Annotated in this window: 22 protein-coding genes; 10 read left to right on the top strand and 12 right to left on the bottom strand. The window is 71.4% G+C overall.

The window, feature by feature from the left end:
• Positions 1 to 82: 82 nt before the first annotated feature.
• Positions 83 to 811, bottom strand: a complete 729-nt coding sequence (locus AB0B86_RS08330; protein ID WP_357416908.1) for a hypothetical protein — start codon at positions 809 to 811, stop codon at positions 83 to 85.
• Between the two features lie 514 nt (positions 812 to 1,325).
• Here AB0B86_RS08330 and AB0B86_RS08325 point away from each other — a divergent pair.
• A complete protein-coding gene (locus AB0B86_RS08325) occupies positions 1,326 to 2,561 on the top strand; it encodes an MFS transporter (protein WP_357416906.1) in 1,236 nt (411 codons plus the stop codon).
• Between the two features lie 165 nt (positions 2,562 to 2,726).
• Here AB0B86_RS08325 and AB0B86_RS08320 read toward each other — a convergent pair whose 3' ends face one another.
• Positions 2,727 to 3,122: a MerR family transcriptional regulator gene (locus tag AB0B86_RS08320; RefSeq protein WP_357416904.1), complete on the bottom strand. Its 396-nt coding sequence runs from the start codon at positions 3,120 to 3,122 to the stop codon at positions 2,727 to 2,729.
• 105 nt (positions 3,123 to 3,227) lie between these two features.
• Between AB0B86_RS08320 and AB0B86_RS08315 the strand changes: the two genes are divergently transcribed.
• From AB0B86_RS08315 to AB0B86_RS08300, 4 genes are all read left to right on the top strand, one after another.
• Complete coding sequence (locus AB0B86_RS08315; RefSeq protein ID WP_357416901.1) at positions 3,228 to 4,151, top strand: oxidoreductase; 924 nt, start codon at positions 3,228 to 3,230, stop codon at positions 4,149 to 4,151.
• 278 nt (positions 4,152 to 4,429) lie between these two features.
• On the top strand, positions 4,430 to 4,687 hold the full coding sequence (locus tag AB0B86_RS08310; protein WP_357409374.1) for a hypothetical protein: 258 nt from the start codon (positions 4,430 to 4,432) through the stop codon (positions 4,685 to 4,687).
• Positions 4,688 to 4,915: 228 nt separating this feature from the next.
• Entirely contained in the window at positions 4,916 to 5,536 is a 621-nt protein-coding gene (locus AB0B86_RS08305) for a TetR family transcriptional regulator (RefSeq protein WP_357416899.1), read from the top strand.
• Positions 5,537 to 5,654: 118 nt separating this feature from the next.
• Positions 5,655 to 7,154: an FAD-dependent monooxygenase gene (locus tag AB0B86_RS08300; protein ID WP_357416895.1), complete on the top strand. Its 1,500-nt coding sequence runs from the start codon at positions 5,655 to 5,657 to the stop codon at positions 7,152 to 7,154.
• Here the strand turns inward: AB0B86_RS08300 and AB0B86_RS08295 are convergent.
• Positions 7,142 to 7,720: a hypothetical protein gene (locus AB0B86_RS08295; protein WP_357409381.1), complete on the bottom strand. Its 579-nt coding sequence runs from the start codon at positions 7,718 to 7,720 to the stop codon at positions 7,142 to 7,144. The genes AB0B86_RS08300 and AB0B86_RS08295 overlap by 13 nt on opposite strands.
• Positions 7,721 to 7,800: 80 nt before the next feature.
• Here AB0B86_RS08295 and AB0B86_RS08290 point away from each other — a divergent pair, with 80 nt between their 5' ends.
• Complete coding sequence (locus tag AB0B86_RS08290; RefSeq protein ID WP_357409383.1) at positions 7,801 to 8,838, top strand: serine hydrolase; 1,038 nt, start codon at positions 7,801 to 7,803, stop codon at positions 8,836 to 8,838.
• 72 nt (positions 8,839 to 8,910) lie between these two features.
• Here the strand turns inward: AB0B86_RS08290 and AB0B86_RS08285 are convergent, their stop codons facing one another.
• The 7 genes from AB0B86_RS08285 to AB0B86_RS08255 form a co-directional block, all read right to left on the bottom strand.
• Positions 8,911 to 9,765, bottom strand: coding sequence for a DUF4253 domain-containing protein (locus AB0B86_RS08285; protein WP_357409385.1), 855 nt, complete (start codon positions 9,763 to 9,765; stop codon positions 8,911 to 8,913).
• 84 nt (positions 9,766 to 9,849) lie between these two features.
• Positions 9,850 to 10,101 (bottom strand): transcriptional regulator, encoded by a 252-nt coding sequence (locus tag AB0B86_RS08280; protein WP_357409387.1) that lies wholly within the window; start codon positions 10,099 to 10,101, stop codon positions 9,850 to 9,852.
• A 123-nt stretch (positions 10,102 to 10,224) separates the two neighbouring features.
• A complete protein-coding gene (locus AB0B86_RS08275; RefSeq protein ID WP_357416891.1) occupies positions 10,225 to 11,481 on the bottom strand; it encodes an MFS transporter in 1,257 nt (418 codons plus the stop codon).
• A gap of 25 nt (positions 11,482 to 11,506) precedes the next feature.
• Positions 11,507 to 12,391 carry a fructosamine kinase family protein gene (locus tag AB0B86_RS08270; RefSeq protein WP_357416888.1) on the bottom strand — a complete coding sequence of 295 codons (885 nt, stop codon included), beginning with the start codon at positions 12,389 to 12,391 and terminating at the stop codon, positions 11,507 to 11,509.
• Positions 12,392 to 12,510: 119 nt separating this feature from the next.
• Positions 12,511 to 13,812 (bottom strand): nucleotide disphospho-sugar-binding domain-containing protein, encoded by a 1,302-nt coding sequence (locus AB0B86_RS08265; protein WP_357416886.1) that lies wholly within the window; start codon positions 13,810 to 13,812, stop codon positions 12,511 to 12,513.
• 63 nt (positions 13,813 to 13,875) lie between these two features.
• Entirely contained in the window at positions 13,876 to 14,814 is a 939-nt protein-coding gene (locus AB0B86_RS08260) for an NADP-dependent oxidoreductase (protein WP_357416883.1), read from the bottom strand.
• A 47-nt stretch (positions 14,815 to 14,861) separates the two neighbouring features.
• Entirely contained in the window at positions 14,862 to 15,500 is a 639-nt protein-coding gene (locus AB0B86_RS08255; RefSeq protein ID WP_357409398.1) for an HD domain-containing protein, read from the bottom strand.
• Positions 15,501 to 15,741: 241 nt separating this feature from the next.
• Between AB0B86_RS08255 and AB0B86_RS08250 the strand changes: the two genes are divergently transcribed.
• On the top strand, positions 15,742 to 16,770 hold the full coding sequence (locus AB0B86_RS08250) for a DJ-1/PfpI family protein (RefSeq protein ID WP_357416880.1): 1,029 nt from the start codon (positions 15,742 to 15,744) through the stop codon (positions 16,768 to 16,770).
• 9 nt (positions 16,771 to 16,779) lie between these two features.
• On the opposite strand, the gene AB0B86_RS08245 is transcribed toward AB0B86_RS08250, so the two are convergent.
• Positions 16,780 to 18,750, bottom strand: coding sequence for a translation factor GTPase family protein (locus AB0B86_RS08245; RefSeq protein ID WP_357416878.1), 1,971 nt, complete (start codon positions 18,748 to 18,750; stop codon positions 16,780 to 16,782).
• Between the two features lie 455 nt (positions 18,751 to 19,205).
• On the opposite strand from AB0B86_RS08245, the gene AB0B86_RS08240 reads away from it, so the two are divergent.
• Positions 19,206 to 20,459, top strand: a complete 1,254-nt coding sequence (locus AB0B86_RS08240; RefSeq protein WP_357416876.1) for a cellulose-binding domain-containing protein — start codon at positions 19,206 to 19,208, stop codon at positions 20,457 to 20,459.
• 92 nt (positions 20,460 to 20,551) lie between these two features.
• On the opposite strand, the gene AB0B86_RS08235 is transcribed toward AB0B86_RS08240, so the two are convergent.
• Positions 20,552 to 21,793 (bottom strand): cellulose binding domain-containing protein, encoded by a 1,242-nt coding sequence (locus AB0B86_RS08235; protein WP_357416874.1) that lies wholly within the window; start codon positions 21,791 to 21,793, stop codon positions 20,552 to 20,554.
• A gap of 359 nt (positions 21,794 to 22,152) precedes the next feature.
• Here AB0B86_RS08235 and AB0B86_RS08230 point away from each other — a divergent pair, with 359 nt between their 5' ends.
• Both AB0B86_RS08230 and AB0B86_RS08225 read left to right on the top strand, forming a co-directional pair.
• Entirely contained in the window at positions 22,153 to 22,596 is a 444-nt protein-coding gene (locus tag AB0B86_RS08230; protein WP_357409408.1) for a hypothetical protein, read from the top strand.
• 148 nt (positions 22,597 to 22,744) lie between these two features.
• Positions 22,745 to 23,260 carry a hypothetical protein gene (locus AB0B86_RS08225; RefSeq protein WP_357409409.1) on the top strand — a complete coding sequence of 172 codons (516 nt, stop codon included), beginning with the start codon at positions 22,745 to 22,747 and terminating at the stop codon, positions 23,258 to 23,260.
• Positions 23,261 to 23,266 lie beyond the last annotated feature (6 nt).

Here is a 23,266-nt window from a genome sequence, read left to right as displayed (position 1 = left end):
CCACCCAGCATTGGCGGTGGCTGAGCCGCGCGCCCCTCAGCCACCGCCTGCAACGAATGCACCACGGCAGCCCCCGCTCAGGTCAACCATCGACAAGCGCGGAGAACTGTTCGCCGCGGTTGAGTCGGTCGACGAGGTCGAGCACGGCCTGGTGCCCGCCGCGTGCGTCGACCCACCGGTACACCCGGCAGGCGGCTCTGGCGTACACCTGCTCATCCGAACCGGCAGCGCGTAGCCATTCGGGCAGTGTCCGTGGCAGCGCCTCCAATGAGGCGATGCGGCAGCGGTCCGGAGCGTCGGCAGGCAGCAGGTACCGCCCGTCGTCGGAGACCAGCACGGCAAGCCCCTCGTCGAACCACTGGGGAATCTGGTCACGTCGGGAACCGAGGCGCACATGAAGCTCCACATGCGAGAGCTCGTGTGCGGTGATCACCGGGTCGATGCCCCGGGGTGACAGCATCACCGCCCGGTTGAGCACGGCCACTCCCCGTTCGCCACCACCGCCGATCCGCTCGTAGCAGCTGGGCGTGAAGCACGCGAGCACTGTCGGCGCACTCTTGCGGCCCGGGTAGAAGGCGTCGACCCGCTGATTGGCATCGCCGTACGCCGCGATGAGCCGCTGCTGGTCAGCGTCCGACGACCCGCGCTCGGCATAGAGCCCGTCGCGCACCGGCACCAGGCCGTAGCAACGGGGGCAGGTGGTCGCGGCAACCGACGGGTACGCCGCACCCACCGTCGCACCCACCGCCAGCAACAGGGCGGCCAGCCCTGCCGCCGCCCACCGCCAGCGTCGTCGTCCACGAATACGCACGTCCCACTGTGGCGTCGTTGTGGCAGATCATCTCGTTCCGGTCGGGCGGGATGACCTGGTTCCAGGTGGCGCCGGCCGGCGGTACGAAGCTGGCCAGCGCCGCATGCAGCCGCGCCAGCATCTGGCCAATCGAGCGCAGTTCCACTATGGAGTACGTGCCGGACTCCGCACCCATCTCGCCGGGCACGTATTCGAGCACCTGCCTGCCCCGCTCGTCCCGGCCCAGCGGACGAGGGCACGAAGTGAATCCCACTGCATGCAGATGCCCGAGCAGCAGATCGACTGTCTCCGTCCAGGGTCCGACCGGCCGACGAACAGTGTCGCCGACCCGTACGACCCCGGTGGTGACGTTGCCTTTCAACACTTCTTCGCGGTTGCTCACCCCGAGATCTTGCCCCGAGACGTTCGGCGGGGCTGTTCGCAGGGCCGCGCTGGTAATCTGCGCGTGGAATCGGGATGTGCACGCGTCCGGTGGCTGGGTAGGCGCGTCTCTTCGTCATGCGAGGAGAACGCCGTGTCGTACCGAGATCTTGCCCGCGCTACCCGCTTCGCCGTCTTTCCCATCGGGTTCGTCGCGCGGCTGCCGTACGCGATGACACCCCTGGCCACGCTGCTGCTGTTGCAGCAGAGCACGGGCAGCTACGCCTTCGCCGGGGCGGCCGCCGCGGCGCAGAGCCTCGCCATCGGCGCGGGTGGCATCGTCGTCGGACGGCTCGCGGATCGCACCAGCATCCGTCGGCTTGGCCTGTTCATGGCCATCGCGAACGCCATCGCCCTGACCGGTCTCCTGGCCGCCACCCTCGCTGACCGTCACGTGCTCTTCGCTGCGGCTGTCCTCGTCGGCGCGACCCAACCGCAGGTAGGTCCCCTGATCCGCGTTCACTGGTCCTATCTGGCGAGGTCGCGGCCTGCGCGGCCAGGTCTGGTCACCACCGCGCTGGCGTACGAGGCCGCTGCGGACGAAGCGAGTTTCATCGCCGGGCCCGCCGTCGTCGGGACTGTTGCTGCGGCCTCGGCGCCGGTCCCGGCCGGTGCGCCACTGACTGCCTGCATCGTGCTCCTCCTCGCCGCTGCGGTGCCCCTGGCGATGCTGTACGAAACCGCGCCCGAACCGACGCCGGCGCGGACGTCGACAGCGCCACTGCCCAGAGCCGGGGTGGCCGCGTTGTGTGCCGCCATGGCGATCATGGGCGCCGTCTTCGGCAGCGTTCAGGTAGGTGTGACGGCGTACGCCACCGCAGCGGACAACCCCGCCGCCGGCGGGATGCTGTACGCCGCACTCGGCGTCGGTAGCGCCGTGGCCGGCATCGGCTACGCCTGGCTCCCACCGCGGGTGCCCTTGCGGACCCGCTATCGGCTCTCCGCTCTCGGGCTGCTCATCGCCATGATCCTGCTGCCCGCCGGGGGCGGGCCGCTGCCACTCGTGGTGGTCGTCCTGGTGGCGGGGTTCGCTGTCGCGCCACACCTGATCAGCATCTACGCCCTCACCGAGCGACTGGCGCCCACCCGAATCGCGACAGCGATGACCATCGTCTGCGCCGCCGGGCCCATCGGCACGGCCGTTGGTCAGTCACTCGCCGGCATGCTCGTGGAGCAGTTCGGACACCGCGCCCCGTTCCTGCTGCCACCCGTACTCGCGGTGGCTGCCCTCGGCCTGACGCGAACGAAGTGGATCATCTCGACAGAGCGGAACTCGGCCCCCGTCGCCGACGTCGAGCTAATTACCGAACAGGCCGCGAGCAGAGGGTGAGACGCAGGTGACCTGGCCGCGGCGCGCTGGCCTGGGACATGCTGAGCTTGACCGGGCTCGGTCTGTTGTTCGGGCTCGTGGGGAGCGGCGAGGGGACGGCCGGTGCCGTGCTGGGCCTCGGCGCTGGGTTCCTCACAGTTCCGTAGGCGCCCCGGGCCGGGTCTGCTACCAGGGATCGCCGGTCGCGCCGGCGGCGAGGTGTTCTTCGTAGCTTGCCACCTTGTCGTTGACGAGGTCGAGGCAGTCGCTCAGCTGCGCGAGCTGCGCGGTGATGCGGCGCTGGTGTTCGCGGAGCAGCTGAAGCCGTTCGGCCTCGTTGCCGCTGCCCTCGCGGACGAGTCGGGCCAGCTGGCTGATCGTGGTGAGGGGCATCCCGGAGGCCCGGAACTTCACGCAGTTCGTCAACCATTCGACGTCCCAGGCGCTGTAGACCCGCCGGCCCGATCCGTCGCGCCGCACCTCGCTGGCCAACAGGCCCCTACGCTCGTAGAGCCGCAGGGCGTGCACGCTCAGCCCGGTGCGCTGCGCCACCTGCCCGATGCTCAGGTCTCCGTCCGACACAGTGCCGACCGTAGCCCGTGGCCCGTAGCCCGTAGCCCGTGGCCCGTGGCCCGTAGCCCGTGGCCGTTGACCTAGACCGCGGTCCAGCACCTAGCGTCGGGCGACATGACCAGCGACCCGACCCGCGCCGTGTTCGGCGCCCACAGCACCACCGGCGACGTCCTCGCCGGAGTCGACCTCACCGGCAGGACCGCAGTCGTCACGGGCGGCTACTCCGGCCTCGGCCTTGCCACCACCCGGGCGCTCGCCCGGGCCGGGGCTCGGGTCGTCGTCCCCGCTCGGCGGCCGGACACGGCTCAGCGGGCGCTCGCCGACGTGGCCGGGGTCGAGGTCGACCAGGTCGACCTCGCCGACCTCGCCTCCGTCCAGGCGTTCGCCGAACGGTTCCTCCGCTGTCATTCCGTCCTCGACATCCTGGTCGCCGGCGCCGGGGTGATGGCCTGCCCGGAGACCCGGGTAGGCCCCGGCTGGGAGGCGCAGTTCGCGATCAACCACCTTGGCCACCACGCGCTGACGAACCTGCTGTGGCCGGCGCTCACCGCCGCCGGAAATGCTCGGGTCGTCTCGGTCGCCTCCGGGCGCGACCCCTCGTGGCGGATCCGCTGGGACGACGTGCACTTCGAGCGCGGCTACGACAAATGGGCGGCCTACGCCCAGTCCAAGCTCGCGAACATCCTGTTCGCCCGCCACCTCGACCTGCTCGGCAGGTCGCACCGGGTGCGCGCCTTCTCCGTCAATCCGGGCTACATCCAAACCCCGTTGCAACGACACCTCGCGGTCGAGGAGATGGTCGCCGCCGGCTGGATCGACGCCGACGGAACTCCGGCGCCGGGCCTGTTCAAGACCGTCGAGCAGGGCGCGGCGACCCAGGTCTGGGCCGCCACCTCGCGTGACCTCGACGGGTACGGCGGCGACTACTGCGCGGACTGCCAGGTCACCGACGGCAGCCCGGGGGACAGCGGTGCGGCGGCCCGGCTCTGGGCACTCTCGGCCGACCTGACCGGCCTCGACCTCATCGACCGGACCTGACCGGCAGCGCGGCCTCCGGGCAACGCCAGCTTCGCGTGTGCGTGGTCGGATCACCGCCGCCGCACCCGCGGTGGCCCGTCCCGAGCTGACTCCGCGTGGTCACTGTGGATGCCCGTTCGACGGAGACCACGCTGGCGGATCATCGCGGTAGCGCCGGCCGTTGACGGGAATCTATCCACGCATGTCCATGCCAGCCTTACTTTCACGAACGTCGATGTCCCGGCCCTGGCTCGATGGGGAGCGTCGGTGCGCCGCGGACTGTTGTGGGAGGAGACTTCATGCGCGGACGCAGATGGGCGACAGTGGTGGCGGCGGTGGCACTCGCACTGGGTGGGCTGGTCGGGATCGGCGCCACGCCGGCTGCGGCGGACCCGCAGGGCGGCACGTTGCGCGGGGTCTACTACGACGGCCAGTTCTGCAACAGCTACGGCAGTGAGGGCGCCCGGACCGGGCAGTGGAGCTGGTACTACTGCGAGTACCGCCAGTACGGCCCCAGCGCCCCCGGCTTCTACTTCCTCTGGACCTTCACCTACTAGCGCCTGACCGGGCCGCGAGCGCCCGGTTCGCGTACACGTGCTGCCTGAGCGCGGACCTGGTCGTGGTTGGCCGGGTCCGCGACGTGCGTCCGCACTGTCCACGCCGCCCCGCCGAGCGGCACCAGATGCGCGACACCGCTCGGTCGGACCCGGACCGCTGAGCCGGCAGGGATATTTTTGCGGGGCGCGCATATTTGCGCCGGACGCAAGTAGTGCTAGCGTGGTGGCATGACAGGGCTGCGGGAGCGCAAGAAGGCCGAGACGCGGGCGGCGCTCGGCTGGGCCGCGATCCACCTCACCGCGGAGCACGGCTACGACAACGTCCGCGTGGAGGACATCGCCGCGGCGGCCGGGGTGTCCCCGCGCACCTTCAACAACTACTTCTCCAGCAAGGCCGAGGCGATCGCCTCCCGCCATCTCGACCGCAGTCTGCGCACCGCCGCCGCGCTGCGCGAACGTCCCGTCGGCGAGCCGCTCTGGGCCGCGCTCACCCAGGCCGCGCTCGATCAGTTCACCCGGGGCCCCGAGGTCGAGGCGATGCCATCGCCCGCGCACGCCCAGTGGGTGGCCGGCGTCCGCACCATGCTCGCTGAGCCCGCACTGCAGGGCGAGCGACTGCGCGCCGTCGCGATCGCCGAGGCCGAGTTGGCCGCGGCGGTCGCCGAGCGCACCGGCACCGACCTCGCCACCGACATGTACCCGAGGCTCGTCGCGGCCGCCGCCAGCGCCGCAGTCGCCGTCGCCATGCAGCACTACCTCGACAGCCCCGACCCGCCCACCCCGATCGAGCACCTCATCACCGACGCCTTCACCCAGCTCGCCGCCGGCCTTCCGGCACCGCCTCGCTGACGCTCCGCCTCAGCTCCCGCACCGCCTGATCCACTTCCTCAGCCGCGTACCCCGCGGCGGGCCGGCCGTGTGCCGCGCCTGCCGTGGCGATGACGCACGCCCCGAAAGGATCACGATCGTGATCGATGTCATCATCGTCGGAGCCGGTCCCAACGGCCTCATGCTCGCCTGCGAACTCGCCCTCGCCGGCGTCCGCCCCGTCGTCCTCGAACGTCACGTCACGCCCACCGGCGAGCCCCGCGCCAACGGCCTCGTCGGCCAGGTCGTCCGCCTCCTCGACCGGCGCGGCCTCTACGAGCGGCTCAGCGGCGAGAGCACCCCGCCGACCCCTCAACCAGCATTCACCTTCGGCGCGTTCCCGCTTGACCTCACGATGCTCGCGGAGAACCCGCACTACGTGCTCGGCGTGCCCCAAGCCCAGCTCGAAGCCGCCCTCGCCGACCGGGCCGTCGAACTCGGCGTCGACCTGCGCCGCGGCCACGAGGTCGTCGACCTGCGCCAACGCCCCGACGCGATCGAGGTCGGCCTTGCCGACGGTACGCGGCTCAGCTGTCGCTTCCTCGTCGGCGCCGACGGCGGACGCAGCGTGGTGCGCCGCCTCGCCGGTATCGACTTCCCCGGCGTCACGAACGACCGGTCGGTGTCCCGCACCGCCACCGTGACCGTCCCCGCGTCATTCCTCGATCCCGAGACCGGCGGTCTGCGCGTCCCCGGCTACGGCGTCGTCCCGCCGTTCCAGCACACCCGCACCGAGCGTGGCCTGATCGCCTGGGCCCCGTTCCCCGGCCGGCCGGCGATCCTGAGCGCGACGGAGTGGCCCGACGTGCCGACGAGCGACGAGACCCCGATGAGCCTCGCGGAACTGCGCGCCAGCGTCGCCCGGGTGCTCGGCGCCGACGTTCCGCTCGACGCGCCGGACGGCCCCGGCCTGCTGCGGCGGCTGACCGGAGGCAACACCCGCATCGCCACCCGCTACCGTGCCGACCGTGTGTTGCTGGTCGGCGACGCCGCGCACGTGCACCCCGCGATCGGCGGCCCCGGCCTCAACCTGGGTCTACAGGACGCCGCCAACCTGGGATGGAAACTCGCCGCCACGGTGCGTGGCTGGGCACCGCAGGGCCTGCTCGACACGTACGAGAGTGAGCGTCGCCCCGTGGCGGAACGGGTCGTCATGTCCACCCAGGCGCAGTCGGCGCTGATCAGCCCCGGCGCGGAGATCACCGGCCTGCGGCAGCTCTTCGCCGAACTGCTGGCCAAGCCGGAGGTGACCGGGCACATCGCGGCGCTGATGTCCGGCGCGGACGTCCGCTACCCGGCCGACCCCGCTGACCCGTTGGCCGGCCGCTGCGCCCCCGACGTGGTTGTGCACGGTGACCACGGTCCGGTGCGTCTGGCCGAACTGACCCGCGCCGCCCGGCCGCTGCTGCTGGACTCCACTGGCACCTACGCCGAGGTCGCCGCGCCGTGGTGCGACCGGGTCGAGGTGGTCACCGGCCCGCTGGAGGGCACCACCGCCACCGCGTTGCTCGTACGCCCCGACTGCTTCGTCGCCTGGTCCGCCGGGGACGCCGACACGTTGCGCGTCTCGCTCACCCACCACTTCGGTCAGCCGAGATGAGCGGCCGGCGGCCCGTCGCCAGCGGCGTGGACAGCCGCGGATCCGGATCCGCGACGTAGTTCGCGCCACACCCCGTGCCGGCGCACGGCCCACCCGAGCCGCCGCACGCTCGGATGCCGCACAAACAGCACCGCCACCTGGCGGATCAGGCCGATCCGGTTGTCGCTCACCTGGTTGTCGATCGCCTGCCAGATCAGCTCGCGCACCCTGGTGTTGTTCAGTACGGCTCGCACCTCACGCCGTACCGCGGGATCCTCGGCCGCCGCGGCGATGGCGGCAGCCTGACCCGGCCGGTCCGCAAGCGGCTCCACCGCCGCCGCGACGACCGGCCGGCGTACCTCGTCCTGCTCAAGCAGCAGCAGCACGGCCTCCCGAATCTCGGTCGTGTCCAGGGCGGACCGCAGCAGGCTCACCAGGCTGCGCTCGACCTCGCGGTCATGATCCGCGACGGACAGCGTGGCCAGCAGCACCGCCACCTCGTCGAGATCGATCAGGTGGCGCAATCCGCTGTGGAACTCCGGCAGCTCCCAGGCAACCTGGAGCGCCTTGACGAGATTGCGGTTCATGAACCATCCGCTACCCGGAAGCGGCAGTCGGCGAAACCCGGGGCTGCTCCGGTGACAGCGTGTGGTGGACACTTCCTGGCATGAGTGGTTTGTCAGTGGACCAGCAGCGTCTGCAGCGGATCGTCCGGGAGTTCGGCGCCCACTGGACCAGTGCTGCCGCCGACATCGAGACCTACCTGGCGGCCCAGGTCTCCGACACAAGTCACCGAGAGGTGGTCGGACCACTGCTCGCCGCCAGCGCCGCCAGCGGTGTGGTACGGGTCGGGGATCGGGAGGTCGCGGCCTGGGGTGACCCGGACGTCCCGGAGATGGCATTCAGCGTCACCAAGTCGGTCGTGTCGGTCGTGGCTGGTCTGGCCTTCGACGACGGACTGTTGGTGCCAGACCAACCGGTGCACCAGGTCGTCGACATCCCCGAGTTCCACGGGCCGCACAACGAGCGGATCACCTGGCGTCATCTGCTGCAGCAGTCGAGCCAGTGGGAGGGTGAGTTGTGGGGCAAGCCGACGAGCGTCGACGCGCAGAGTTTCCGCGAGGGGACCGAGTCGCACGGCACGCCGCCGGGGGAGGGGTGGGCATACAACGACGTGCGGATGAACCTGCTCGCGTACGCACTGACGCTGCTGTTGCGCAGACCGCTGCCGGACGTGCTGCGCGAGCGGGTGATGGACCCGATGGGCGCCTCTGACCAGTGGTCGTGGCACGGGTACCGAACGAGCAAAGCCGACGTCGACGGCCACTCGGTCGAGGTGGTCTCCGGCGGCGCGCACTGGGGTGGGGGTCTGTTCGTCCCGGCCCGCGACCTGGCCCTGATCGGGCAACTCTTCCTCAACCAGGGGACCTGTGCGGGAACCCGACTGCTGAGCGCCGAATGGGTCACCCAGTCGTGGACCCCGTGTCCGGTCAAACCGGAATACGGCTACCTGTGGTGGCTCAACGATGAGCAGGTGCCGTGGCCCGGTGCGCCGACGACCGGCCGTAGCGCGCGCGGCAACGGCGGACGGCACCTGCTGTGGGTCGATCCGGCCCGTGAACTCGTCCTCGCCTCCCACTGGACCGAAGAACCGCTCGATCTGATCCGCGCCATTTCTCGTACCGTCACGAACCCCACCGGCTGAGTGCCGGGGTCCGGGGCCGCGACCGGATCGGTGGCTGTGGGCGAGGAAATGGATGCGCCGCGCACCACCTGGTCAGGGGCGGTTGTGGACGAACCAGGCGTCTCCGGCGGGCAGGGCGACGGCGACCTCCCACCGGCTGAGCTCAAGGTTCGGGGCGAGCGCCTTGAGTTGGCCGGCCGCGGCCCACGCCTCGTCACCCGGCGTCGGGCGACGACCCACCTGGAACTGGAGCATGGTGCCCCACGACGCGACCAGACGGGCATCCCACCGCTGCCGCCACTGCGCCAGCACCTCGGCGAGCCGCTCCTGGTCATCCGGGACGAGCGCACCGTTGAAGTCCACCCAGTACGCCGAAGCGCGGACATCCTCGGTGGGCAGCAACATGAGCAGCGTGCTGTCCGGGGTGTACCAGTAGTCGAACTGGGTCACCAACCGCACGCTGTCCAGGACCCGGGCGTGCAGGTCGGTGTCGGCGAGCAGCCGCTCGTACAGGGTCCGCCCCAGCGTGGGGACCGGGGTCGGCAGTGCCACCTCCGACACCAGCGCCGACAGGTCGACGCCGGCCGCGCCCCGGGCGTGGTAGTCGAGCTGGCCCTCGTCGACCACCTGGTCCTCGCTGTAGTGGCGGAAGCCCAGCCAGGGTTCGGAAGACCGCGCCGCCTCGACGAATGCGCGTAACTCCGCCGTCGACGGGCCCGGCTCGGGCTCGGACCGAATGCCCATCGACTCGTCGAAGTCGTCGCTTACCAACACGGGCAGGCGGCCGGTGACCGGCGCCAGCCTGTCGGCGGCCTGCCAGGCCTCCCGCAGGTGCCCGGGGTCGAGGTCGGCGACGAGGACGGTGCCGGACGGGCCGTGCCCGATCGGCAGACCGGCAAGTGGGGTATCGGCGAATGCCGCGGCGATCTGGTCGAGGTCGTTGCGCACGCCGGAAGTATCCCGGGTTGCTGGCGTCAGGGGGTGCCCCCTGGCGTCCCGCTCGGCGACCGCGAGCCAGGGGGCCTGCTCACCTCACCTGCGGCGCAGGAACACGTGCAACGCGTTGCTGCTCCCCACCGGCGTTACGTTGATCAGCTCCCACCCCTGGTGACTGAGCAGGTCGGCGGCGGCGAGCGCCTGAGCCATGGTGTCCCTGCCGACGGCGTAGACGACCACGGCAAGGTGCCGGTGCGGGTAGGCGCGTAGATCGACCTGTTGCTGGAGGACCGCCGCCGCGGTGATCACACGGTAGCGACTGACGGTTTCGAGGGTCTCCTGAGGCATGTCCCGACGATAGGGGCAACCGGCATGGTCGTCGCCCGGCCGGGACGGTGCGGGGATTGGGCCAGGCCGGAGCTCGCGGAGCGACCGACCAGGCAGGGCAGGCGTCGCGACGAGGTGACGGACCTACCGCGACACGGCGTTTCCGTCCCGGTCGGGGGTGCCCGGCCGCGAGGCCGCGGAGGAACGGTCGTCGCTTCGCACCGGCCGGGTGGGGCCCCGCCACGCGTCCAGGGCGAGAAGCGTGAGCGCGAGAAGCGTCAGCAGCCCGCCGACGAGGGCCAACGGGCGTGCCCCCGAGCTGGCCAGGAGGACACCGCCGAGCAGTGAACCGCCGGCGATGCCGGCGTTGAAGGCGGTGCTGACCCCGGCTGACGCGATGTCGGTGCTGCCCGGGGCCAGTTGCAGCATCCGGCTCTGAACGGCGGAGCCGAACGTCGCGTATGCCAGGCCGATCCCGGCGACGAACGCGACAGTACCGGGCTGGAGCGCGCCGAGCGCGTACAGGCCGAACAGCGAGGCCGTGCCGATGCTCAACGGCGTCAGCAGCGAGGCGGTCGGCCGGGTGTCGAGCGTCCGGGCCACGGCCAGCGTGCCGACGACACCGGCTGCACCGGCGGCGAACAGCAGCGGCGCCAACACCGCGTCGGCGAAGCCGCTGACGTCGAGCAGGAACGGTGTGAGGTAGGTCTGCAGGGTCATGAAGCCGCCGATGCCGAGGGCGGTCGCGACCAGCAGCAGGGTGAAGCGCCGTCCGTCCGGTGCGGTCCCCCGGGCGGCGCCGCCAGCGGCCGGGGGATAGCCGGGCAGGAAGACGAGCACCGCGGCGGCGATGACCACACCGACCCCGGCCAGCACCGCGAACGCCGCCCGCCAACCGGCCTGCTGCCCAAGCCAGGTGCCCAGGGGTACGCCGAGCACCGGGGCGAGCGCCGCCCCGGTCGCGAACAGCGCCACCACCCGGCCACGGACCGCGACCGGGAAGGGCCCGGTCACGGTCGCCGTGGCGACGGACCAGAACAGGGCCTGGGCGAGGGCGGTGGCGAGTCGGGAGCCGGCCAGCACGGTGTACGTGGACGCCAGCGCGGCGGTGGCGTTCGCGGCGGCGAACAGGAGCATCGTGCCGCCGAGCAGGTGCCGTCGGGGGATCCGCTGGGTCAGCCGGGTCAACGGCACGGACGCCAGGACGACCACCACGGCGTACCCGCTGACCAGCAGGCCCACCTCGGAGCGGGACCGGTCGAGATCGAGTGCCATGTGGGTCAGCAGGCCGACGGGCAGCAACTCGGTGGTGATGAACGCGAACGCGGCGAGGGACAGGGCGACGAGCACTGCTTTGGCCCGTCGCGGCGACACCTCCGGCGTCATGGCCCCCCCAATCATGGTCACCGTAGTCGAGGGGCGGGGGTCAGGATCGCGGCCGGAACGGGGCGAGCACGGCCCGGATCTGGTCGGCCGCACCCCAGTCGTCGTCGAACTGCGCCAGCACGGCGAGGTGCTGGCGCAGCTGGACGATCGGGAGCCGGGCCGGCCAGTCGTCGTCGAGCGAGGTCAGGTCCGCGTAGACGTCGAAGAACCGTCGCGCCTCGGGCGGGGGCGAGGTGGACCACACGTGGGCGAGGTCGACCTCGGCCCACATGTAGGACACCGCCGGGTCGATGAGCGCCGGCTGGCCGTCCGCGGTGGCCAGGATGTTCTCGGTCCACAGGTCGCCGTGCGTCAGGCACGCCGGCCGGTCCGGCAGCAGGTCGGGCAGCCGGTCACAGAGTCGCTCCACCGCCGCCCGGTCCTCGGCGTCGAGTGCCGCCTCCACCCGGGGCTCTCCGAGCCACCGGAGCAGTCGGTGCTCCGCGAAGAATGCGTGGCCGTTGTCATGCCACGTGTTGACCTGGCGGCGGCGGCCCAGCCAGTTGTCGTGGTGCCAACCGAAACGAGGATGGGTCGTGTTCAGGTGCATGGCGGCGAGCAGGTGCGCGAGCCGTTCCCAGAAGATCTCGCTGGGCGGCCTCGGGTGCAGCACCGACAGCACGAGCAGTCCACGGTCCGCCCGGAGCACCTCGGGCGTCGGGACGCCGCCGAGTTCACGCAGTGCGGTCAACCCCTCGGCTTCGGCCACGAAGACCCCGTCGTCGGCCGGCCCGTCGGCGAAAGCCTTGACGAACACCGGCGGCCCATCCCGGCGGGTGGCGATGCCCGCTACCGCGGCAGCACCGCCGGCCACCGGTGCCACCCCGTCGACCTCGCCCATCCCGGCCGCGAGGAGGCGCTCCAGCAGGATCGTCGTCGCGCGCATCGGGCCGCACTCCTCATGGTCGGCGTGCTTGATCAACCGAGTCTAGGGGGCGGCGAACCACCGCCGGTGCGGTGGTGGCGTCCGCCGCACCCCGAGCGGTCCCGCACCCCGGCCGGTCCTCAGCGGATTGTCGACGCGTCGATGATCTCGGCGATCGTGTCGAACGGTTGGTGCTGACCGATCTCCTTGGCCATGATGCCGGCCTGAGCGCGGTAGCCGGGGTCGCTCAGCACCGTCCGCACCGCGGCGCGCACCTCGGTGGGGCTGGGCCGGCCGGTATGCAGGTTGACACCGGTGCCGCTCCACTCGACGCGGGCCGCCACCTCCGGCTTGTCCTCGCTGGCACCGGCGACCACAAGCGGCACCCCGTGGTACAGGGCGGTCTGCACCCCGCCGTATCCACCGTTTGTGACAAGCGCGTCGGCGTGCGGGAGAAGCCTGTCGAACGGCACGTACCCGGCCAGCCGCACGTTGTCCGGCACGTCGATCAGGGCCCGGCGGACCAGCTCGGGCCCGTCCGGGCGTGCGGTGGCGGCCACCACGAGGACGTCGAGGTCGGCGAGGGCACGCACCGTGGGGACGACCAGCTCGGTCAGATCGGTGTTGGCGACCGTCCCCTGCGTGACGACCACCACCGGCTGGTCGGCCGACAGCTCGGGCCACCACGCCGGCTCCGCGTAGGTGCGGCTGGCCGGAGGTGGAAGCGTCCCGACGAAGCGCAGGTGCTCCGGGAGGTCGGCGCGGGGGTACTCGAAGCTGGGCACTGTCAGTTGCAGGTAGTGGTCCGTGTGCCGGAACGGCACGTCGAAGAGGTAGTCGGGTATCGGCACACCCAACGAGGCGAGCGTCGCCGCACCGAAGCTCTGTAGCTCGGCGAAGAGCTGGCGCACCTCGGCGTTCATCGCTCGGTTGCGGGCGCGCGCCTCCTCGCCCGGGGTCGGCGGTAACCCGGCGCCGAACGGGGGTGTGTCCGCGCTCTGGATCAGCAGGGGCACGGAGCCCAGCGTCACGAGCGTCGGGCGCTCCCGCGGCGGCGCGGCGAGGCTGAGTACCGGTATCGACCAGAATCCGAGCTCACCCACCACCACGTCTGCGGGGAACCTCGCCAGGAGCGCCCGCAGACCCCGCACCTGCGCGGGTAGCTGGCCCAGGAAGAACGTCTCGAAGTCGAACGACAACTGGGCCGGCCCTGGTGGCAGGGTGGCCCGCAGCGGGAAGAGCGAATCCAGCCTCCGGTCGTCGAGGTCGGCTTCCGGCGGCAACGGCTGGAATCGCGCCCCGGTCCCCAGCGCGCGTGCCTCGAACCGCGACCCGGTGTAGACGACCACGTCGTGGCCCCGCCGTACCAGGTCCGCCGCTACCGTGAGGACCGGGCCGACGTGCCCCTCGAAGGGGGTCGCACCGACGATCACCTTGGCCATCTGCGTCTCCTGATCTGTGCGGCCGGGCCGGCGATCAGCACGCCGGCACCAGTCGGGTACGGGTCACGACTGCCGCGTCTCTTGGTCGTCCACGAGCTGGATGATCGTCTTGCCGGGTGTGCGGCGGTCGGGGGCGAACGCGGCGGCCGTTTCGGAGAGCGGCCGTACCGCGCCGACGATGGGCTTGAGGTGCCCGTTGCGGAGGCGCTGGGCGAGATCGGTCAGCCGCGCGCGATCGGGCTCGACGACGAAGAAGATCGCTCGTCCGTTCGTCGGCTGGATGGTGGGCGGCGCGGCGATGGTGACGAGGGTGCCGCCCGGACGCACCAGTTCGGTAGAGCGATCGAGGACGTCGCCGCCGATGACATCCAGCACCACGTCCACCTCGCCGACCTGCCGCAGGTCGTCGGCGTTCAGGTCGACGAAGGTCTGCGCGCCGAGGGCGAGCACGACGGCGCGGTCGTCGGCCCGGCCGGTCCCGATCACGTGGGCGCCCACCTCGCTGGCGAGTTGGACGGCGATCGAGCCGACGCCACCGGCCGCGCCGTGGATGAGGACGCGCTGGCCAGTCGTGAGATGGGCGTGATCGAAGAGCCCTTGCCACGCGGTCAGTCCGGAGATGGGCAGCGCCGCGGCCACGGTGTGGTCGATGCCGGCCGGGAGCGGGGCGAGGTTGCGAGCCTCCACAGCGGTGTACTCGGCCAGCGAGCCGTTACGGGCCCAGTCGGTAAGCCCGAACACCCGCTGGCCCACGGTGAGCCCGGTGGTGCCGTAGCCGAGTTCGGCCACGACACCGGACAGTTCGTGCCCGGGGATGGTGGGGGTCCGGTCCCGGCCGGCGCGATCGGACCACGTCGCCGGCCAGTCGAGTTCTCCGGGGGTGAAGCCGGCCGCGTGTACGCGCACGATGACGTCGTTCTCCGCGGCGTGCGGGTACGGCATGTCGGTAAGGGTGAGCCCGCTGACACCCACTGTTCGGTCGCTTATGGTGATCGCTCGCATGCTCGATGCCTTCCTTCCAGGAATGTTCGTCGTGTCGGCTCGACAGCTCAGCTCGGCCAAGGGGATCCGACGATGCGCTCGACAGTTGTCACCCGCTGGAAGCCGGGGATGAAGTGTTCGAGGATGTCGGAGTTCACAGTGCCGTTCGTGGTGTCGGGGCGGTTCTTCAGCCCGTCGAGGTGGGCTCGTAGGAACCCGTCCTTGAAGTCACCCCGTGGGTGCACGGCGAGGATCTCGTTCAGCTGATCGTGCTGGATTCCGCTCAGGCCGAGGCCGAGCACGTCGGTCAGGACGCCGAGGTAGGTGGTCGCGATCTCCGGACCCATCCGGTCGGGGACGCCCGGCGTGGTGTGCAGCGCGATCGCCGTCCAGACGGTCTCGGTGGCGCTCGTCGAGAAACCCCGGTCCCGGAGGAACTTACGGGCGTGGTCGGCGCCATCGATCTCGAAGCGCTGCTCGACGTCGGAAAAGGGGGTCAGCAGGCCGGAATCGTGGAAGATCGCCGCCAGATAGAGCAACTCCGGGTCCGGCGTCACGCCAAGCCGCTGCGCGTGCAGCAGGCCGAAGAGATAGACGCGGCGGGAGTGGTGGTAAATGAGCGGCCTGGTCGTCTCCTGGATGTGCCTGGTCGCTTCGGCGACCGCTGCGGTCTCAGGAATCTCCAGCCCCGCGATGACCTCTGGCATGGTCGCTTGCCTTTCCGGACGGTGTCGGTAGCGGTTGACGATCGCCATGCTGCCTTCCGATCGTCGTACGCTGCCGCCTTCCGCCGGCCAGGAACCACTCATATCCGGACGGTCAGGGATCGCGGATATGCGCTCCATCACACACCATCTCGCCCGCCATTCGCCGACGATCGCGGAAGTTCGTCACCCGGCAGTCGGCACGTGAGCGGGAGCACAGGTAATGGGGTGATACCAATAAGCGGTGTCCATTCCTGCGGTCCGCCGGCCCGATGGCGGTCGCGACCGTCGGGGCTCCCATCGCGTCGCGATCCTCGTCTACGACGGGGTGACGTTGCTTGACGTCGCCGGCCCGGCGGAGGTGTTCAAGGAGGCGAACCGGTTCGGGGCGGACTACCGGATCGTGCTGCTGTCGCCGACCGGTGCGGACGTCACGTCGAGTCTCGGGATCCGGATGGCGGTCGACGGTGCCGTCTCCCCGGGGCATGCCATCGACACGCTGCTGGTGGCCGGGTCCGATAATTATCCGCGCGCGCACGTCCCCGCCGACCTGGCCGACGCCGCCCGGATACCGGCGGCTGCGGCCGGCCGGGTCGCGTCGATCTGCACCGGGGCGTTCGTCCTCGCCGCCGCCGGCATTCTCGACGGCAAGCGGGCGACCACACACTGGCGGGTCGCGCACGAGCTCGCCGTCAGGTGTCCGACCTGCCGGGTCGAGCCCGACGCGATCTACGTTCGTGACGGCACCACGTACACCTCGGCCGGCGTGACGGCCGGCATCGACCTGGCGCTCGCGCTCGTCGAAGAGGACCACGGACCCGACCTGACGCGGGACGTCGCCCGCGCCCTTGTGGTGTACATGCAGCGGGCGGGCGGCCAGTCCCAGTTCTCGGCGCCGTTGCAGGGGCCGCCGCCCCGGTCGCCGGCGCTGCGCCGCATCACCGACCTGGTGACGGCGGACCCCCGTGGCGACCATTCGCTCGCCGAACTCGCGAAACACCTGAACGTGAGCACCCGGCACCTCACCCGGCTCTTCCACGACGAGCTGTCCACCACACCGGCTCGCTATGTGGAGAAGATCCGATTCGACCTTGCTCGGGCGCTGCTCGACCAGGGTCACACCGCGACGCAGGCCGCGACGCTCGCCGGGTTCCCCAGCTACGAGAGCATGCGACGGGTCTTCGCCCACAAGCTGTCGATCACGCCCGCCGCCTACCAGCGGCGGTTCAGTACGGCTCGCCGCGCCCACGAGCCGGGCGGACCGCACCGGTAGAGCCGGACCTCAGCACCGGTTGCGGGGTTGGGCGAGGAAGCGCAGATACTCCACCCGGTCGAACGGGTTGCCGTCGGTGCGGGGCCGGCACGGGGGGTCGCCGGCCACCAGGCGGTCGCCGCCGGGCGCGGACGACCACAGCCCCTCCCCGCTGGACAGGTCCGGCAGCCGCCGCTGCGCCTGCGGTTCGAGCCGTGCCGGCAGCAGCCCGCCGATCCGCCAGCCGGCGGTGCTCTCGTCGGTGCCGTCGATGCGGGCGCCGAGCTGCCCCAGGTACGACGTGACAGCGCCGAGCCGGTCGGCGGGTACCTCCGCCTCGAACCGTCGGCACGGCTCGAAGACCCGGGTGCCGGCCTCGGCGAGCGCCCGCATGAGGACGTACGGCGTCAGGTCCCGGAAGTGCCCGGCAGTGGTGATCGGCGACCAGTAGCCGCTGTGGGTGAGGGTGACCCGGATGTCGGTGACCGGCCAGCCGTGGCGACCCTGGTCGAGAGCGGCGCGGGCGGCCTCCTCGATGGCCCTGTGGAACGACAACGGCAGCGAGCCGAGTTCGACCCCCAGCCGGTAGTCCACCCCGAGGCCGGGCTCGACCCGGAACCCGACAGTGCCGAAGAAGCCGTGCCCGATGATCTCCACCGCCGTACCGGTGCCGACGGGCCGCTCGACGTGCATGAGTCGGCCCGACCCGAACTCGGCCTCGATCCCGTACGCCTCGGCCAGCGTGGCGGCCAGCACCTCGCGCTGCACCTCGCCGTAGAGCAGCACGCTCGTGCCGCCGTCCGGGGCCACCCGGGTCCGGATGAACGGATCGGTGTCCGCGATGTCCAGCAGCGCGGCGTGCAGCGCCAGCGTCCGGGCCGGATCGCGGGGGCGCACCACCGCCTCCAGGGTCGGCGCCGGGAAGTACGACCGCCCGTCCAGGCCGGCCGGGCTGCCGAGCTGGTCGCCGAGGCGTACCCCGGTCAGGCCGGCGACCCGGGCGATGTGCCCGGCGGTCAGCGCGGCCGGCGGATGGTCCCGCCCGGCCGGCGCGGCGTGGTCGGCGGCGACGCCGATCACGTCGAGTCGGGTGATCCGGGCGCGGGTCGCGGTGACCCTGCCGTCCGGCCCCCGACGGTACGCGACGACCCGCTGGCGCGCCCCGAGCTGCCCACCGTACGACCGCAGGTACGCCACCCGCTCGCCCGCGGGGTCGCGTTCGATGGCGAAGACCCGGGCCCGCGGCTCGGGCTCGGCCGGCGGCGACGCCGGGAGCAGGGCCGCGATGGCGTCGAGCAGCTCCGGTACGCCGGCTCCGGACAGCGCCGAGCCGAACAGCAGCGGGTGGAGCTGCCCGGCCGCCACCTGGACCCGAAGCGCCCTGTCGATCCGATCCGGGTCCGGCGGCAGGTCGTTCACCAGGGCGGCCAGCAGCTCGTCGTCGTGCTCGGCGAGGGCCTCGGCGAGCTGGCCGGTGCCGCTGTGGTCGTAGCGCCGAAAGGTGGCCTCGGGAGTGCCGGGCGCGTGGACAGTGCCCAGCGGGGCGACGGCCGGGGTGAGCAGTCGGCGTACGTCCGCGACCAGCTCGTCGGCGCGGGCGCCGGTCCGGTCGATCTTGTTCACGAAGATCAGCGTGGGTAGCCGGAGCGACAGCAGGATCCGCATGATCCGCCGGCTGTGTGGTTGCACTCCCTCGACGGCCGACAGCACCAGGATCGCCGCGTCGAGCACCCCGAGCGCGCGTTCGACCTCGGCCACGAAGTCGCTGTGCCCGGGGGTGTCGAGCAGGTTGACCTGGCGGCCGGGTAACCCGAACGCGGCCACGGCGCTGCGGATGGTGATGCCCCGACGACGCTCGATGTCGCCGCGGTCGGTCTGGGTGGTGCCCGCGTCGACGCTGCCGAGCCGGTCGATGACGCCGGTGGCGTGCAGCAGCCGTTCGGTCAGGCTGGTCTTACCGGCGTCGACATGGGCGACGATGCCGAGATTGATGGTCTGCATGGGCTGACGGGTCCTCGAAAGCTCGCGTCCGGATGGGCGGGAAGGTTTCGAGGCCTCGCATCGCCGTGCTCCCGTCGGTCGGTAGTGTCCCGTCGTGCCGCCGGACCGACTGTGGCCCGGGTCCCGGTTGGGCCCACGCTGGCACGGCCGAAGCCGGCCGGTCCACCGAATAACGCCCCGGCCGGCCGTCACCTGGTGTGATTCCACCGGCCGGGTGACGCTTGATTACATCGCTTCACGTCAATAGATTGACGGTGGGCGCCGCCGAGGTCCCGGGTGACCGGGCCGTCGGCGACTGACAGGTCCATCCCGAGCCGGGCACCGCGGTCGTACGCACCGACCAGCCGTTTGTGGCGCGTCCGCGCCGCAACCAGGGCGCGTTGGCGCGTTGCGTCCCGCTCCGGACGCGCGTCGCCGCGCCGCCACCCTCCCGCTCGATGGCAGAAGGACCTCTCATGACGATTCTCCGCGCCCGCCCCGGCCCGACCCTGGCGATAGTCGCCGCACTGGCCGCCGTGACCGCTACCGGAACGGCCCTGCTCACCAGCCCCGCCGCGGCCGCCCAGGGCTGCCGGGTCGACTACACGCCCAACCAGTGGCCCGGCGGCTTCACCGCCAGCGTGAAGGTGTCCCCGGGCGACACCGCCGTCTCCAGTTGGACAGTCACCTGGACGTACGGCGGGGACGAACGCATCACGAACGGCTGGAACGCCACCGTCAGCCAATCCGGCACGACGGTGACCGCCCGCAACATGTCGTACAACGGCAGCATCCCGGCCGCCGGGGTCACCGAGTTCGGCGTCCAGGGCACGTACGGCTCCAGCGGCGGCGCGCCGACCGGGTTCAGCCTGAACGGCGTACCGTGCAACGGCACCGGGCCAACCCCGACCGGCGAGCCCACCACGCCGCCACCGACGACGCCGCCGCCGACCACGCCGCCACCGACGACGCCCCCGCCGACCACCCCGCCGCCCACGACGCCTCCCCCGACCACGCCGCCGCCGACGACCCCGCCGCCGACCGGGTGCGCCGGGGCGGTGCTCTGCGACGGCTTCGAGAACCAGAGCGGCTCGACGCCATCCGGCGACTGGACCGTGGTGAACCCGGACTGCTCCGGTGCCGGCACGGCCACCATCGACACGGCCACCACGCACAGCGGCAGCCGGGCGGTCCGGATCAACGGCGCGGCCGGCTACTGCAACCACGTCTTCATCAGGTCCACCAAGAACCTGGGCAGCGTGGGCAGTGTCCGCTACGGCCGGATCTGGGTGCGGCACACCACCGCCCAGCCCACCGAGCACACCACGATGATGGCGATGACCGACGCCGCCGACGGCAACAAGGACCTGCGGATCGGCGGTCAGAACGGCGCCCTGCAGTGGAACCGCGCCTCCGACGACGCGACCCTGCCCGAGCAGAGCCCGGCGGGGGTGGCGCAGAGCGTTCCGCTACCCACCAACCGGTGGGCCTGCCTGGAGTTCATGGTGGACGGCTCGGCCGGTCAGCTCCGTACCTGGCTGGACGGCAACTCCATCTCCGGGCTCACCGCGGACGGCGTACCAACGCACGACATCGACGGCCAGTGGTACAACCGGACCTGGCGGCCCCAGCTCACCGATCTCAAGCTGGGCTGGGAGAGCTACGGCGGCGGGGCCGACACCCTGTGGTACGACGACGTCGCGGTCGGGTCCAGCCGGATCGGCTGCTGAGCCTCCGTCCGGTGCGGGTGTCGAGGGGGTGACCCGGTTGCCGGGTCACCCCCTCGACCCCTCGCGGGGGGTGCTCGCCGGATCGGCGGGCTTCAGGTCGCGCTGCAGCCGGCGGTGGCTCCGCTGCCGCTCCCGGTGCCCTGGAAGCCGAAACTGGTGCTCTGGCCCGCGGCCAGTCGCCCGTTGTAGCTCTGGTTCAGGACGGTGATGGTGCCGCTGGTACCACTGGCAACACCGTTCCACAGCGAGCTGACCGACGTTCCGATCGGCAGGTTGAGGGTGACCCGCCAGCCGGTGAGCGCGTTGGACCCCGCGGTTACCGTGACGTTGGCGACGAATCCGCCGTTCCACTGGTCCTGCACGGAGTAGACAGCGGTGCAGGCGCCCGGCGGTGGCGTGGTCGGGGGAGGCGTCGTGGGCGGTGGCGTGGTGGGCGGTGGCGTGGTCGGGGGAGGCGTCGTGGGCGGTGGCGTCGTGGGCGGCGTGCCGTCGTCAAGCGTCAGGTTCTTCTGCTGGACGGTCCACTGGGTGCGGCACAGACCGCAGTTGGGGCCGACGAAGTTGGCACCCGCGGTGGTGTCGCCCTTCAGCCGCCACTTGAGGTAGAGCACCGCCACCCGGCCGAACTCGCCGCCGTTGGTCTGGTCGTACGTGCCGCCATGCCCGACGTTCAGGTTGCCCATGAAGGCGGGCAGGCTGGCTGGCAGCTTGCCCCAGTCGTCGATGGCGTTCGGGTACGCGATGTCGCTGGGACCGCCGATGAAGTACGCGATCGGCTTGGTAAGTCTCCGGAGTTGGTAGTCGTCGGCATCGTTCAACAGACCGCTGCTGAAGATGCCGGTCGTGGTGACGCGCGGGTCGTTGGAGACGGCGTAGGCCTCCAGACCTCCGCAGGAGAAGCCCGCGACGGCGACCTTTGTCGTGTCGATCTTGTTGTAGTACTTGCTGCCCTGCCGGGAGTTCTCCGCGAAGGCCCAGTCGATGGACTGGGTGAGCATCTGGGAGGTGGTGGAGCCGGATCCGTTCGGCGCTCCGTTGGCGATGGCGAGGAAGCCGTGCGAGGCGATCTCCCGGAGGAAATTGCCCTGGGAGAGACCGTTGGCCGAGCAGCCGCCGTTGCCCCAGACGAGGATCGGAAGGCGCTCGGCTGGGAGGGTCTGCGGCCGGAAGATGGTGTGGTTGGCCAGGCCGGTCGAGGTCTCGTAGTCAGCGGGATAGGGGCCGGAGCCGCCAACCGCGGCATCGGCCGGTGTCGCGCCGAGCGCCATGATCACGGATGCGATCGGGACGACGGCGGCCGTCAGCCCCACGTAGATCTTCGATCTTCTTCTCATGCACTCCTCCAACGGATGCGTTGATCACGCTCCCGGTGGTGGCGGCGGCCCGGTTCTGGTGCCCGCCCACCCGACATTGTGGTCTGTGCTGGCCGCGGGGCAGATCGAGGTGGGCGCGACGGCCACCCGAGCACGGTCCCCGTAGGCGATCCGATGGGAGCGGTATGCAGTTACTATCACCGCCGTAGCGATAAGTGTCAATGTTTGACCGGATGCCCTGCCCGTCGCACCTGCGGCAGCCCCCAGGAGACGGCGCCGTTGCCGACTCCGGCGATGGCGCCACGTGCGATGCCACCCCACCATGCTGTCCGACCCCACGGGTACCGCCACAACACAAGACAGGGGATACAGTCGACGATGTGGCGACGGCCCTTCATCCGGATCCGCGTCCGTCCGCCTCGCGCCTGTCGGCACGACAGTGGTTACTGGTCGCCGTCGCCGGCTTGACCGGTGCCGCACTCGGGGTCCTCGCCTGTTACTCCCTGTTGAACCCCCGCTGGGGGGTGCCGCACGCGGTTACGGGCACCGTCGTAGCGGTCAACGCCGACGCCAGCGCGTTCGTGGTCCGGCCCGATGGGCGGCAACCGTCGGCGAACAAGGCCGACGACGGCGGCCACGGCTATCAACTGGGGCCGGTGGAGTGGGTCGACTACGCCGGTCAGACCCACCACGAAGGCACACCCGTCTGCCTGGCTCCGCTCTCCGAAGGGGCCAAGGTCGAGCTGATGGTGGTGGATGTGCGCGGAGGCACCGGTGGGCCGGAGGCGCTGATCAGCCGGGTCCGGTGCCTGAGCGCCCGGTGATCCACCGACCGCTGACGCCGGGCCCCGGTGCTCGCGGGCTCAACCGTCGTGGTCGATGTCCAGCTTGCCGGTGACCGGGCTCGACCGGCAGTACGACCGGCTCCCGTGGGGACGACCGACGAGGCGGTGGCGGAGCATAATCGCGGCCATGCAGCTTGCCACCGTTCGCGAAGACGTCGCTGTCATCGACGCCCTGCTCGGGGACATCGCCAACCGTCCGGTGGACCTGACAGATCCGGACTGGCAGGCGAAGCTGGCGGCCGGGGTGCCGCCTGTGGAGGAGGCTGGAGTGGCGGCCGAGGCGGAGGCGGCCCTGACCGCACTGCTGGACGCGTACGAATCCGGTGACGAGGCGGTCAGGGACGAGGTCCGGCAGATCTTCCGGGCCCACCAGGCCTTCGGCTGGGGGGTCGGCCTCACGGGTCAGTGGCCATCCGCGGCCGCCGAGTTCCGACGGCGGCTGGTCCACGTCTCGGCTCGGGACCAGTCGGAGGATCCCCGCGACGACCTCGTCCAGATCTGGGAGTTGTGCGCCACGGCGCGCGGACGCGGGGTGGACATCGAGCCCATCGTTCGTGCGGTCGCGGACATCTCGGGTGAGATCGACCATCTCGGCATGGGATCCACCCGCATCCTGATTCTGCGGGGCCTGGAACACCACTGACATCGC

This window comes from Micromonospora sp. NPDC049047 (genome assembly GCF_040649135.1).
In the GTDB taxonomy this organism is placed as follows: domain Bacteria; phylum Actinomycetota; class Actinomycetes; order Mycobacteriales; family Micromonosporaceae; genus Micromonospora.
The sequence above is the reverse complement of the archived record's forward strand: the minus strand, read 5'-3'. Positions and strand labels throughout refer to the sequence as shown.

What these genes read in the sequence shown, in the direction of transcription:
- AB0B86_RS08315 (WP_357416901.1), top strand. Translation starts at nt 3,228, where the DNA reads ATGACCAGCGACCCGACCCGCGCCGTGTTCGGCGCCCACAGCACCACC.
- AB0B86_RS08310 (WP_357409374.1), top strand. Translation starts at nt 4,430, where the DNA reads ATGCGCGGACGCAGATGGGCGACAGTGGTGGCGGCGGTGGCACTCGCA.
- AB0B86_RS08305 (WP_357416899.1), top strand. Translation starts at nt 4,916, where the DNA reads ATGACAGGGCTGCGGGAGCGCAAGAAGGCCGAGACGCGGGCGGCGCTC.
- AB0B86_RS08295 (WP_357409381.1), bottom strand. Translation starts at nt 7,720, where the DNA reads ATGAACCGCAATCTCGTCAAGGCGCTCCAGGTTGCCTGGGAGCTGCCG.
- AB0B86_RS08290 (WP_357409383.1), top strand. Translation starts at nt 7,801, where the DNA reads ATGAGTGGTTTGTCAGTGGACCAGCAGCGTCTGCAGCGGATCGTCCGG.
- AB0B86_RS08280 (WP_357409387.1), bottom strand. Translation starts at nt 10,101, where the DNA reads ATGCCTCAGGAGACCCTCGAAACCGTCAGTCGCTACCGTGTGATCACC.
- AB0B86_RS08275 (WP_357416891.1), bottom strand. Translation starts at nt 11,481, where the DNA reads ATGATTGGGGGGGCCATGACGCCGGAGGTGTCGCCGCGACGGGCCAAA.
- AB0B86_RS08270 (WP_357416888.1), bottom strand. Translation starts at nt 12,391, where the DNA reads ATGCGCGCGACGACGATCCTGCTGGAGCGCCTCCTCGCGGCCGGGATG.
- AB0B86_RS08265 (WP_357416886.1), bottom strand. Translation starts at nt 13,812, where the DNA reads ATGGCCAAGGTGATCGTCGGTGCGACCCCCTTCGAGGGGCACGTCGGC.
- AB0B86_RS08260 (WP_357416883.1), bottom strand. Translation starts at nt 14,814, where the DNA reads ATGCGAGCGATCACCATAAGCGACCGAACAGTGGGTGTCAGCGGGCTC.
- AB0B86_RS08255 (WP_357409398.1), bottom strand. Translation starts at nt 15,500, where the DNA reads ATGCCAGAGGTCATCGCGGGGCTGGAGATTCCTGAGACCGCAGCGGTC.
- AB0B86_RS08245 (WP_357416878.1), bottom strand. Translation starts at nt 18,750, where the DNA reads ATGCAGACCATCAATCTCGGCATCGTCGCCCATGTCGACGCCGGTAAG.
- AB0B86_RS08240 (WP_357416876.1), top strand. Translation starts at nt 19,206, where the DNA reads ATGACGATTCTCCGCGCCCGCCCCGGCCCGACCCTGGCGATAGTCGCC.
- AB0B86_RS08235 (WP_357416874.1), bottom strand. Translation starts at nt 21,793, where the DNA reads ATGAGAAGAAGATCGAAGATCTACGTGGGGCTGACGGCCGCCGTCGTC.
- AB0B86_RS08225 (WP_357409409.1), top strand. Translation starts at nt 22,745, where the DNA reads ATGCAGCTTGCCACCGTTCGCGAAGACGTCGCTGTCATCGACGCCCTG.